The following is a 12798-nucleotide window of genomic DNA, read 5'->3' on the forward strand; positions in this document are numbered from 1 at the left end:
CCTCCTTGCCCTCTCGCCTTCTCGGCCATGCGAGCCATCTACTCAGGCACAATCACCAGGAGAAACCTGTTATGACCTACGCTGGCTTTCTGGCTCTGTTCTTACTTGGACCCTGCGCCTTACTGGCCCTTCTACTGCGGCGGCGCCTGCTCTGCCGTCGCTATTGGCTGATGACCGCCCTGCTTGCCCTCATCGTCCTGCTGGCTATGGCCCCCTGGGACCATGCCGCCGTCGTGCGCGGCATCTGGAACTGGTCTCCCGCCCAGACCTGGGGCCTGCGCCTCTGGCTCATCCCTCTCGAAGAATATCTCTTCGCCCTGCTAGAGACCCTGCTGACCACCCTCCTGCTTTTGGCTCTCTTGCTCCCGGACCCTGCTCCCTGGCGGAGGATTCCCGAGAGGGAGCCAGCCAACAAGAAGGGAGCCTGAGCGAGCATGGTGCATATGACCTATCTGCTCTTCCTACTGGGCTGGGCGCTGCCTATTTTGGGTCTGCAGTGGCTCATCGGCTGGCGCAAGCTCTGGGCCCGGCGTCGACGCTGGCCCTGGGCCGTGCTTCTGGTTGGCAGCTATCTGACCCTGGCCGATAGCCTGGCGATCGCTCAACATATCTGGTTCTTCCAGCCGGCCCTGATCCTCGGCCCCACCCTCGGCAACGTCCCCCTGGAGGAAGCCCTCTTCTATTTCCTGACGGCGGCCATGATCGCCCAGGGCTACATCCTCCTGCTGCCAGCCTCCCATACTTCCCCCGGTCCACCACCCAGGCCCGAGACAGAGACTCCTGCCAACTGACGCAGCAAGAGCAAGAGAAGAGGCGGGTCCCGCTCCACAGACAGAGCCGCTGGCGAGACTCGCCTCCCAATGGCTCCCTCTCCCCCTCCCCGAGGCAGAAGAACCGGCCCGAACAGGCCGAGAGGAAGGCTAAAACCTGGCCAGACTTACTGCGTCTGGGCTGCCAGGGCCGTTCCCTCGCCGCCGACCTCCTCTTCTACGGCAGCCTGACCGGCCAGCTCACGCCCGATCAGGGCTGTCGAGATGAAGGAGACCACGGCCATAAAGATGATAAAGACAGCAATCAGCGTAAAGGACGGCGCCCCATTCCCCAGCCAGGTATGCGTATTGGCCACCAGCCAGGTCGCCAGGATCGGCGCCGGGCCGCCCGCCGTAATCGAAGCAAGCTGGTAGCCAAGCGAGGCCCCACTGTAGCGCAGTCGCGTCCCAAAGCGCTCCGAAATCAAGGCCGCCTGCGGGCCATAGAGCCAATCATGGCAGAAGCTAATCGAGAGAATCATCGCCAGCAGGACCACCACCGGCAGACGCGTCTCCAGCAAGAAGAAGTAAGGGAAAGCATAGAGCGCCATCAAGACGCAGCCGATCATATACCAGCGCTTGCGCCCAAAGCGATCCGAGAGATGGCTCCAGGTCGGCATCAGGATCAGGCTACAGACCGCCGAGATAATCAGGCCAGCATAGAGAATGCTGGAATCAACCTTGAGCGTCTTGGAGCCATAGGAGAGAATGAAGGTCGTGAAGAGATAGAAGGGCGCCTGCTCAGCCGAGCGCACCAGGGCCGAGAGGATGATCTCACGCCAGTAATGACGGAAGACCTCCACCAGCGGCACATGGGCGATGCGCCCTGTCTCCTTGACCCGGCGAAAGGCCGGCGTCTCTAGAATGCGCAGACGGATGTAGAGGCCGACCAGGATCAGCAGCAAACTCAGCAGGAAAGGAATGCGCCAGCCGATCGCTAAGAAGGCTTCACCAGGGAAAATGGCCTGAAAGCTCAGGACAGCAATAGCCGCCAGCGCCAGCCCTAGCGGCACGCCAGTCTGTGGCCAGCTCATCCAGAAGCCGCGACGGCGATTGTCGCCATACTCCATCGAGAGCAGGACCGAGCCGCCCCACTCGCCACCGACGCCCGCCCCTTGCAGGAAGCGCAGCACCGAGAGCACCAGCGGGGCCACCAGGCCGATCTGGTCATAGCCAGGCAAGAGGCCCATCAGGGCCGTAGCAATCCCCATCAGCAACAGGGTCGCAATCAGCGTTGACTTCCGCCCTACGCGATCGCCAAACCAGCCGAAGAAGGCCCCACCCAGCGGACGCGCAAAGAATCCGACAAAGTTGGTCGTAAAGGAAGCGATCGTCCCGGCAACCGGGTTCAGCTCAGGAAAGAAGAGCCTGGGGAAAACCGTCGCCGAGAGGAAGCCGTAGAGGAAGAAATCGTACCATTCGATGGCCGTCCCGACGGTGCTGGCCGCCAGAATGGGCACCATACGGCGTACAGTGACGGGACTCGTCTCTGAGACCGTTGCCATGCATTCCTCCTTGAAGCGAAGTCAGGATCAACAGCGACATTCTCGCATCGAGGAAGACTCTAGCTGCAGAGCGCCGTCCAATACGCGAGGACGCAGCAGGTGCACCCTCGGGCGCTCTCCAGAGCAGTGGCCTCACCTTCGCGGCACCAAACGACAGGGCAGGCGGCAGCGTTGCTGGCCCGACGAGGCAACGGCTTGCTTCTTCTCATTCTTTTGTCGCTTGCAATGCCTCTCCCGGCATGCCTGGACAGAAGCAAGACTGTCATGACGCTTGCTGTCCAACTTCTCCCTGCAGAGAGGGGTAGATCAGTCCTGCCAAAGGACCTACGTCCAGTCTCGCCTCTTCCTAGCAATCTGGGCGAGCTACACGAACAGACCGTCACCTCGCTCGCTGTCTGAGGAGCATGCCTTTCCGAAGGTATGCAATTGCTTATAGTATAACTGCACAGACGGACTCTGTCCAGAGCTACACACAGACACCAGTGAGGAAGCAGATGCCCGGATAGCGATCTGTTCCCACTGTATCCCCTCGGCCCCTAATGAGAAGCCGCATCGACAAGGCGCAGGCCCCCAAAAAGCCGCGGTGGCTCCCCCGGACGCCATAGCACAGCTCCCGCACGCTGCGGAGCTACCGCCAGCGTCAGGCCCTCTTCCTCTAGCGAGAGACGCTGCTCAGCGCCAGCCTCGGAAGCCACCAGCAGGAGCATCCCCTCCTTAAGAGGACGGCGCACCAGTAGCCAGGGCCGGCGCCTTCCTTCGGGCCGCGGCTCCAGCGGCGTCTTCCCCAGCACTCGCTGATAGAGATGCGCCAGCGGCTCCAGCTCACCGGCCAGCTCCAGTGGCAACCCAGCCCACAGCAAGCGCCCGGCTCCGAGCCGCAGCTCCCGCAACTCGTTGTGGGCCTTACGCACGTAACCCGTTTTTTCTTGCGTAAAGCTTAGCTGATAGCGGCTGCCATCCTCAAGCCGCAGCTCCTCATAGGGAGCGACCGGCAGCGGTCCAGACTGGCCGGCCTCAGAGTTTAGCTGTGGATCGAAGGGCAGATTGTGCAGATCGCGACCAACGACGCCGCTCACCAGGGCCGTTCCACCACGCTGGACATACTCGAGCACAGCGAACCAGGCCGCGGGTTCGCAGAGCTGCAAGGACGGCACGATGATCACCTGGGGCCGATAGCGCATGGTCGTCAGTTCCGGGAGGCGCTGCTCTCCAATGAGCTGGGGGATCACGCCCAACTCATAGGCCAAAGCGCGCACCGCCTGGCGCGTCGGCAAGGCTCCCAGGTCCGGGCGTGCAAACCACTGGCTATAGGGGATCACCAGCCAGACCGCTGGCGGCTCGGGCGCCTCCTGCAGCTGACCCTCCAGGGTCTGCACCAGATGGCAGAACTCGCGCATCACCAGCAGCTCCGGCTTGGCGCTGCCATCGGTGCGGACCAGGCCAATGCTATTCTCGTTCTCGCTGGTCATGTAGGCATTGGTATGCCAGAGCCACTGGATCAAGCCGGCCCCATTAGCCATCAAGCCCATCATCAGCTTGCGCTCCAGCAGCCAGGCATTAGCCTGTTCCGTGCGCCAGGGGCGGCCATCGAGGTCGCGCACCAGCATCACCCCCGTCTCCTGGATCAGATTGGGTCGCTCAGGCGTCTTGTCGAGGAGCATATCCCAGAGCAGGTCATCGACATTCCACCAGGGATGCGTCGTCGTATAATCGACAGCGCTGGCATAGAACTGCGGCGCAATGCGCGCCCCCGCCTCATCCTGACCCACGCCAATCACGGTCTGACTGCCAGCAGCCCGAATGGCCCGATACATGCGTCGCGCCCAGGCGACAAACGCCTCCTGCGAGAAGCGCGTATAGTCGGCCACCTTCAGCATGGCACGCGCCGCCGCATCGCGCACCGAGGTTGAATAGTCGGCCTCGCGCGGCAGGCGGAGCTGCTCCCAGGAAGGCAGCTCTGCCGGCGTCTCGCGCCAGCGCAGCTGCAACTGCTCGAGCGTGTAGCGCTCCCTGAGCCACTGTCCAAAAGCCTGCTGCTCGTAGCGATCATAATTGGGCAGCGGACGCTGAGCGAAGGCACGAGCCGGATCGCCAAAGCTCGGCTCATTGATCAAGTCCCACGATAGCAACTCCACCTGCGCATAGCGGCGGGCCAGCAGTGAGAGAAAGCGCTCCTGAGCCTCCAGAGAACGCGGATCAAGCCAGGGGTTCAGGCCATCGAAGAGAGGGGGAAAGAAGGCAAAGAAGGTAAAGATCACCTGCAGCTCGTGACGGCAGGCCGTCAGCACAAAGGCATCGAGCGCCCGCAGAAAAGAGTCCGTTGGCACCCCGGCCACCGGTAGCACCTCGCGCCAGGCCGTCCAGAGGCCAGTACGCAGCAGATTGATGCCGGCAGCCTTCATCTCGGCCATCTCGCGCTCCCAGCGGGCTGGATTGGGTAAGCGCCAGTACTTGCGCTGCACCCGGCTATCCATATAGGTCGTGCCACAGACCAGAAAGAGGCGCTCGCCCTGATAAAAATAGTCGCGCCCGGCCACCAGGCGCTTCCCGCGTGTCGCCGCAATCAGCGCCTCATCCCAGATCCAAAAGCCCGTCTCCTGGCTCAACCACTGGCCACCCTTGGGCCGATACTCGGTACGCACACGATAGAGGCCCGCCCTGGGCGCTGGCTCCATCTGGAGATAACGCTCGGAATGCACTGGCGAGGCCAGAGCTTCGAAATCCCAGCGCCGCAGCACCTCACCATCATCCGCCTGCGTCACCGTGATATGCAGCTCCAGATCCAGCCGCTCAGGCAGTGTCACCACCAGCGCTGGCGCCTCTTCAGGGCGATAGCAGGCTAGCACTGGGCGAACAGCGCAGCAGAGAGGGTCTTCCAGGGCCAGGGCCAGCAGACGCCGTACAGGCTCAGCCAGGGCCAGCCAATCCTCCGCAGTGTCAGGCTCCCACAGCGAGAGGAGCCAGCGCCCGCCCTGAAAGCGCCCCCTAAGCTGGTCGAGCACAAAGGCCGGCGTCGCCAGCCGTTCTTCGCCAGAGGGCGTCTTTGCGACAGCGAAGAGCAGCGGCAGCAGCAGCGTGTCGAACGGTCCCGCCGAGCCAATCTCTTCAGGATAGTCGGACGTCTGCGTCAGGCGCGGATAACAGGCCCAGAAGCGCCCTGGCCGTTCGGCAGACAACGGTAGGGCACAATCATGCAGAAAGCGCGCCTCCGAGGCAGCTACCAGACGCAGTGTGCCCGGAAGAACCCCACTTACTGCCAGGTCGACCGGGAAGAACGGCCCCAGGCAGAGCTGGCGCGCATAGACATCCTGCTCCGGCTCTACCTCTCCCGAGGCAGTAACCGGTCGCGCAAAGGGCATGCCCCCAAAGATAGCCAGATTGCCCCCGCGCTCCAGAAAGCGCAGCAGAGCATTCCAGGCTGCTTTCGGGAAATAGGGGCCATGAAAAGAGACCAGGAGACGCGGCGCGCTCTCCAGAGCCTGGGCTAGTTGAGCCGCATCGCAGATCTCAAATGGGTTGGGCAACAGTTCATGCAGTAACGCCCGACTGCAGGCCCGCGGATAAGCCGGATCAGCGAAGACGAGCACGCGATCTGAGCGAATCACTGAAACCATCGTTCCTCACACAAAAGCATCCAGACAAACAAGGCGCTTCCGTCACCGACAATAAGGACCCCGGACAGAAGGAGCAGCACGTGCCCACGTCAGCAAGCCAGGACGGATCAATCAGGACACAGCAACCCCAGAGCAGCAGAGAGGAGAGAGGCGGCTGGCAGCATCCCTGCTCGGTGGGGAGGGATCAACAACAGCGCTTCCTTCTCAGCCTGACAGGGACACCAGATTCAGTGCCGGGCAGAGGTGGACGGAGCACAGGCCGACTCGCGCTGCACCAGCTCTACGTCTAGCATAGAGACCACGTGCACAGGATCAGAGTGACTGATCAAAGCGAGCAGCCGCCGCAAGGCCACCATGCCGAGAGCCTCCTTATTGACGCGCACCGTCGTCAGGGGCGGCGTCAGATGCTCCACCATATCGATGTCGTCGAAGCCCACCAGCGAGACATCCTCGGGCAGACGCAGCCCGGCCTCGCGCAGAGCTTTCATCGCCCCCACGGCCATCTCATCGTTGGCACAGAAAAGGGCGCTGAACTGCTCGCCACGTTCCAGCAGCCGCTTGCAGGCCAGATACCCCCCTTCCATCGATAGGCCGCCATCCTCGTAAAGCCCCGGTAGAATGGGCAGGCCGGCCTCCAGCAGGGCCAGACGATACCCCTGGGCACGGCGCTCAATCGTATAGACGCGGTTCCTTGGCAGTCGTGGCCCTCCCTCTCCTTGCTGTTCCCTCTCTTCACTTGCCTCCGTCATCAAGGGTCCCCCCATGAAGGCGATGCGGCGATGGCCCAGGCTGATCAGGTACTCAACGGCCTGGCGCGCACCATCCAGGTTATTCCCTAAGACAGCGTCTGTCTGGGGAACATAATTGTCAACGAGGACCAGGGGCGTGCCCGTCTGCTGGATGGCTCTCACCGTGACGGCTTCGGCAGGCCCTACCAGTAGAATGCCGCCAAGACGCATATCGTAGATGGTGGTCAGCAGACGATCCGGGTCCGCCTGGATCTCGCTAATGGCACGATAGGTCACTTTGACGTTGGCCCGCCGCGCTTCGCTCTCAACGCCGTGCAGGATGTGCGACCAGAATGGATTGGTTGAAACAGTGGTCTTGGGCAGAAAGGAGCAGAAGAGAAAGCCTATCTCTCTGACAATTCGCCCTTCGATGGGGCGCTCTTCCTCTCCTCCCCCCTGCCGCCCACTCCCAAAGTAGCCGAGCCGCGAGGCCGCACGCAGCACACGCTGGCGCGTCTCCGCGGTGACGTTGCCGTGGTTGTTGAGCACTCGCGAAACGGTGCCGACTGAGACTCCCGCCTCCCTGGCGATGTCTCTCAAGGTGACAGTGTTTGCCAACGCCGATCCCTCCAAGGATGTGAAACGTTCACGAAAAAGATAACATCCATATTGATCTCTGTCAATCTACAGGCCAGCCGTCGGGCGGCATGACGAGGCTCAACCCCGAGAAGGGGCACCTATTGACAGAATGCTTGGTAAGATGGTACCATTCTTCCGTGTAACGGTTCATTGAAAAATTTGCATTGTTCATTGAAACCACTGGAGCGCAGCCTTTCATCCAGGAAGGAGGAGAGCCTATGCAGGATGCACATGCTGAGACCCCGCTACCACAAGCGAGCCGGAGAGCTTTTCTGGAAGCCGTAGCTGCCGCTGGCCTGAGCTTCTGGGCGGCGAGCACGGGCTTGGGTGCGGGAACGGCTTTTGCGCGCCCCAGTGCCGACAGCGAATCATCCTCCCGTTTCACGGCGGCCAGCTTGCGGCAGCAACGCGGCAGCTTTGTCAGCCGGCGCGGGCCGTTCTTCATCCTGGACGGCAAGCCTTTCTATTTTGCCGGCACCAACAATTATTATATGCATTATCAATCCCACTTTATGATTGACGATGTCCTCAAGGATGTCGCCGCTCTGGGTCTGCCGGTCTTACGCATTTGGGGTTTCCTCGATGGGCAGCCGCACAATGGCTTTGTCATGCAGCCTGAGCCGGGCGTCTATCCTGAAGACGGCTATGAGCGTTTCGACTACACGGTCTGGCGTGCTGGGCAGCTTGGCATCAAGCTGGTGGTCCCTCTGGTCAACAACTGGGACGACTTCGGCGGCATGGATCAGTACGTGGCCTGGTTTGGGGCCAGCGGTCATGACGATTTCTACACCAATCCCCAGATCAAGGCTGCCTACAAAGCCTACGTGCGTCACTTCATTCACCGCCTGAACCGTTACACAGGCAAACCGCTCTATCTCGATCCGACCATCATGACCTGGGAGCTGGCTAACGAGCCGCGCTGTCAGTCGGACCCCAGCGGCCAGACCCTGACGGCCTGGGTGCGCGAGATGAGCGCCTTCATTAAGAGCATGGATGGTCTGCACCTGGTGGCGGTCGGTGATGAGGGCTGGTACAACGAGCCGGGTAACGCTGACTGGGCTTACAACGGCAGTCAGGGTGTAGACTGGAAGCGCCTGGTCGCCCTGCCGACGGTCGACTACGGGACGTTACACCTGTATCCGGATTATTGGGGCAAAGACAATACCTGGTCGTTGCAGTGGATTGCCGATCATATTCGCGATGGCCATGCGCTGGGCAAGCCGGTGGTTCTGGAAGAGTATGGCTGGCTGGATATGGCAACGCGCGATGCTATCTATCGGCAGTGGACCGACCAGGTCTATCGGTTGAACGGCAATGGTGATCAGTTCTGGATTCTGACGGGCCTGCAGGACGACGGTACGCTCTATCCGAACTATGATGGTTTCCGCGTGACGTATCCGAGCAGCACGGCCACGGTGATCGCCCAACATGAGGCCCAGATGCGGGCTAAATCCGAGCGGCCTGGGCGTGGCCCCCGGGCCGGGGCGTAGCGCAGGAACGGCGCGAGGATGTGTAGAGCACGCCCGATGAGTAGATTGTTACCATGAACCACACTCACACCCTCACGCCCTGGGTTTCCTGCTTGTTGTGACACCGGACTGCCTGGATCGCCCGGTCCAGGCAGTCACTTTTCAGGCTTCCGAGCCTCATGAGTGGGAGGAGGATTGAGTGGCTGCAAAAGAACAACCCTTCTCGCTGATGGTCCCTCTCTTCGCTGATGGCCCCGTGGTCAGCAGCTCCAGCGGCACTATCCCCAGCCAGGGGGAGGGACTGCTACGGCCCGTCAATGTGGCCAGCGTACCTCAGCGCAGTCCCTTTCGCTATCCGGGCGGCAAGACCTGGCTTGTCCCTTATATACGCCGCTGGCTCTCTCCCACGAGCAGAGCGGCCCGCGGTCTGTCGCCAGCGCGCCCGACTGTCCTGCTAGAACCCTTCGCCGGCGGCGGCAGCGTCAGCCTGACAGCGGTGGCCGAGGGATTTGTGGAGCAGGCTCTGATGGTGGAGCTGGATGAAGATGTAGCGGCAGTCTGGCAGACTCTCTTGCAAGAGAAACCCCGCGCTCAGCTCCTGGACCTTCTGCACTCTTTCGAGCTGACGCCTGCGGGAGTGGAGAACTGGCTCACACGCCCGCGCCAGGCACTTTCTCTGGCCGAGCATGCCTTTCAGACCCTGCTTCGCAACCGCGTCAGCCACGGCGGTATTCTGGCCCCCGGCGCCGGTCTTCTCAAGCATGGCGAAGATGGACGCGGCCTACGCTCGCGCTGGTATCCAGCAACCTTGCGGCGGCGCATCGAGGAGATCGCCCGCCTGAGTCCACGCCTCGCGTTCATCCACGGCGATGGCCTGGAGCAACTCCGCCAGTATCAGGAACGCCATGACGTGGTCAGCTTTATCGACCCTCCCTATACGCTTACTGGCAAGAGGGCCGGGCGCCGTCTCTACCGCTACGCTGAGCTTGATCACGAGGCCCTCTTTGCACTGGTGAGCTGTCTCACGGGCGATTTTCTGGTCACGTACGACGACACACCAGAGGTACGCGCACTGGCCAGACGCTACGGCCTGGCCCTGGCCGCCGTGCCTATGCGTACCACCCATCACACGCAGCTGATGGAGCTGCTCATCGGGCGCGACCTGCGCTGGTTGGAGACATCACAGCCATCATAGAGAGAAGGGCCTTGTTGCTCGCTTGCTTTTTGGAGAACAGACAAGACCCTTCTCTGCGCGCTTCTCCTGAGAGCCGAGCCCCCAGACTATCCGCTTTCCTCCCAGCCAGGGAGGCAGAGGAGGCCCTTTCGCTTCCTCCTCTCTCCAGTTCTATCGCTCTATCTCCCCGCTTTGCCCCGATCTAGGATCTCCGATAGGAGAGGGACGGACGCGCCAGCCAGACACCCAGGATCAGCCCACACAGCAGACAGAGCAGGGCAATCGTACAGAGCAACCAGACATCTAGTGTCACCATGTGCAACCTCCTGCTTATATATTGACATTCAATATACCTGACATATAATTTATACAGAAAGCCGTCATATCTCGCTCTAAGCATAGCACAGCCCTGGCCCGCCAGGAACCTCCAGCAAGGAGCCAGCGCAGGAGCAGCAACGGGGCCAGGAAGCATACAGGGCGGGGGCCACTAGGGGGCCAGCTAGATTCCTCCATCTTCTGCACGAAATACCCTTGAAAGATGGTCTCTCTCTGAGTAAACTGAAAGTGAGAGCAGCGATGAGCGACGGGGCCAGAGAAGCACCTTCACCCAAGAAGGCCAATCAGCTGCTCAGGCGTGCGCGCGAGTTGCGTGGCTGGTCACGCCAGCGACTGGTTGTGGAGCTGCAGCAGCGCTTTCCCGGAGTGGCGGTTACAGCTAAGGACATTGCTCGCTGGGAGCGGGGGAAACGCAGGCCAGGCCCATATTATCGAGAGAAACTCTGTCTGATCTTTGAGCTAACCGCGGAGCAACTTGGCTTTATCGAGTCGTCGCCCGCCGCCGCAGCAACGGCAGAGCCGTATGTCAGCCCCCCCTCGCCTTCGCCAGAGTCCGAGCCCGAGCCCGAGCTACGCGCTCAGTCTGCCCGCGTGATATTGTTGGCTTCGCCCCCGGCCAGGCAGGACTCAGAGCCGGGCGATCTCGCTACCTGGCTCGGCCTCAAGCTCGCGCAGATCGTGCGGATGATCAGCACCTGGCAGGGCCAGGCTCTCGCCTGTGAAGAGGTACAGGCGCTGATCGATCAGGAGCTAGCCATGATCGACGATACGCTGCAGCACTACAGCAGGCAAGAAGAGTTAGAGCTATCGCGACGCGAGGCGCTCGTCACTATTGCCGCCCTCCCGACGGTCCTGCTCTCCTGGCGCCGCCCCGAGTGGACAAACGAGATGCTGGCCGAAGAGTTCCTTCCCCAGTGCTCGGCCAGCCTGGCGGCCTGCTGGCATCTGCTCAAGGGCAATGGTCTGACCACCGTTCAGGAGGTTCTCCCTCGCTTCGCCCCAACACTCATTCTGATGGCCCGCCAGGCGACGCGCTACCAGCGGGTGGCGGCTCGCCTGGCCACGCAAGCCGCCATTCTCCAGGCCATCCTGGCGATGCACCGCCTGGACATCGCCGGGCGGGAACGCTCCTGCCTGGAGGCCCTCCGCTGTAGCCGTGCGGCTGCCGATGAGCGCCTGGAGTGCGCGGCGCTAATGTATCTGGGCTATACCTATTCGTTCTGTTATCGCCCGCGTCAGCCCCGTAAGGCGATTGCGGTCTTCGAGGAGGCACTGCGTGTGCTGGGAAGCCAGGATTCGCTCCTGCGCAGCGATGTGGCAATGGGACTGGCCGAGGCTTATGCTCAGTGTGGCGACGAGCGCCAGGCGCTCCACTATATGACGCTCGCTCAGGACGCTTTCCCTACTCGCCCAGAACTTGACCCTAGCTTCGCCTATGCCGAATGTGGCCTGAACGTGCTCTACCAGTGGGAGGGAAAGATGTGCCTGGAGCTGAGCGCTCACTTCCCCGACTTTGGCTATCAGCAGCGCGGCTGGCAGGCCATTGAGCTGAGTCTTGCCACGCCCTCGATCTCAGAGCGCGCCAGCAACGAGTCCATCATTTACCAGGCCGATGCCGCCCGCCTGATCGGTGAGCTGGACCTCTTCGCTCGCTATGTACGCCAGGGGGCCGAGTTGGCCCTGACACTGCACAGCCAGAAACGCTATAATGAGGTGCTCGAAGTCTTTCAGCGGGCGCCGCGCTCCTGGCAGCATGAGCCACAGATCCAGCGGCTGGCCCGTGATTTCTTCAAGCCGTTGCCTAGCCCAGGTTGAAGGAAGGATGACGCAGACAATGGCAGAGTTTCTTGAGGTGCGCACAACGATCGATTCGGAGGAGGGCGCACGCCGGATCGCCCAGCAGCTCGTCGAGCAGCGCCTGGCCGCCTGTGTGCAGATCTCCGGTCCTATCCAGAGCCTCTACTGGTGGCAGGGAGCGATCGAGCAGGCCCAGGAATGGCTCTGTAGCGCCAAGACGCGCGCCGATCTCTACAGCGCTGTCGAGCAGGCCATCCGGGCAGCCCATTCTTACGAGGAGCCGGAGATTATCGCCCTGCCGCTCGCCGCTGGCAGCGAGGGCTACCTGCACTGGCTGACGGCTGAGACAACCCGCCCCACGAGCGACAAGCCGCAGTGAGCCAGCCCTGAGTAGACAGCGGGCAGGAGCGGAGCCTGTTCCCCTCCTGTCCGCCGCTTTGCCGGCGTGGCGTGACTTAATGGCAAGCCAAGCAAGGACCAGCGGCAAAAACAACTCCCCTGTTGATCCTCTCCTCATGAGATCAGACTGATCGGTACATCCTGCCAGCTTCTCAGCAGCCAGTCAATCATTGGATCATCGGCCTACCAGCACTAGCCATCGGCCCGGCAACGATGACCAACCCTTGCCAAAAAAGGCAGCGCTTCAGCAAGGGTTTTGCAGCGAAGAGAAGCGTGTTTCTCTTGATTGCAGCTTCTTCTTTGGAGTATAGTAACTCTCATCGATGGG

At 61.7% G+C, this 12798-nt stretch carries 9 protein-coding genes; 6 read left to right on the forward strand and 3 right to left on the reverse strand.

From position 1 onward, the window contains the following. Positions 1-71: 71 nt before the first annotated feature. Together N688_RS23260 and N688_RS16385 are read left to right on the forward strand one after the other, a co-directional pair. Positions 72-428 (forward strand): lycopene cyclase domain-containing protein, encoded by a 357-nt coding sequence (locus N688_RS23260; RefSeq protein WP_052890286.1) that lies wholly within the window; start codon positions 72-74, stop codon positions 426-428. 6 nt (positions 429-434) lie between these two features. Then, positions 435-791 carry a lycopene cyclase domain-containing protein gene (locus tag N688_RS16385; RefSeq protein ID WP_052890287.1) on the forward strand — a complete coding sequence of 119 codons (357 nt, stop codon included), beginning with the start codon at positions 435-437 and terminating at the stop codon, positions 789-791. A gap of 146 nt (positions 792-937) precedes the next feature. Here the strand turns inward: N688_RS16385 and N688_RS16390 are convergent, their stop codons facing one another. The 3 genes from N688_RS16390 to N688_RS16400 form a co-directional block, all read right to left on the reverse strand. Next, positions 938-2314 carry an MFS transporter gene (locus N688_RS16390; protein ID WP_052890288.1) on the reverse strand — a complete coding sequence of 459 codons (1377 nt, stop codon included), beginning with the start codon at positions 2312-2314 and terminating at the stop codon, positions 938-940. 536 nt (positions 2315-2850) lie between these two features. Then, complete coding sequence (locus N688_RS16395; protein ID WP_162179580.1) at positions 2851-5919, reverse strand: beta-galactosidase; 3069 nt, start codon at positions 5917-5919, stop codon at positions 2851-2853. 236 nt (positions 5920-6155) lie between these two features. Continuing rightward, positions 6156-7274: a LacI family DNA-binding transcriptional regulator gene (locus tag N688_RS16400; RefSeq protein ID WP_081838931.1), complete on the reverse strand. Its 1119-nt coding sequence runs from the start codon at positions 7272-7274 to the stop codon at positions 6156-6158. Positions 7275-7513: 239 nt separating this feature from the next. Between N688_RS16400 and N688_RS16405 the strand changes: the two genes are divergently transcribed. From N688_RS16405 to cutA, 4 genes are all read left to right on the forward strand, one after another. After that, positions 7514-8785 carry a glycoside hydrolase 5 family protein gene (locus N688_RS16405; RefSeq protein ID WP_081838932.1) on the forward strand — a complete coding sequence of 424 codons (1272 nt, stop codon included), beginning with the start codon at positions 7514-7516 and terminating at the stop codon, positions 8783-8785. 178 nt (positions 8786-8963) lie between these two features. Next, on the forward strand, positions 8964-9959 hold the full coding sequence (locus tag N688_RS16410) for a DNA adenine methylase (protein WP_202901943.1): 996 nt from the start codon (positions 8964-8966) through the stop codon (positions 9957-9959). A 555-nt stretch (positions 9960-10514) separates the two neighbouring features. Next, positions 10515-12089, forward strand: coding sequence for a helix-turn-helix domain-containing protein (locus N688_RS16415; protein ID WP_052890291.1), 1575 nt, complete (start codon positions 10515-10517; stop codon positions 12087-12089). Between the two features lie 19 nt (positions 12090-12108). Then, complete coding sequence (gene cutA, locus N688_RS16420) at positions 12109-12450, forward strand: divalent-cation tolerance protein CutA (RefSeq protein WP_202901944.1); 342 nt, start codon at positions 12109-12111, stop codon at positions 12448-12450. Positions 12451-12798: the final 348 nt, after the last annotated feature.

Origin of the sequence: Thermogemmatispora carboxidivorans, assembly GCF_000702505.1 — a bacterium.
GTDB lineage: Bacteria > Chloroflexota > Ktedonobacteria > Ktedonobacterales > Ktedonobacteraceae > Thermogemmatispora > Thermogemmatispora carboxidivorans.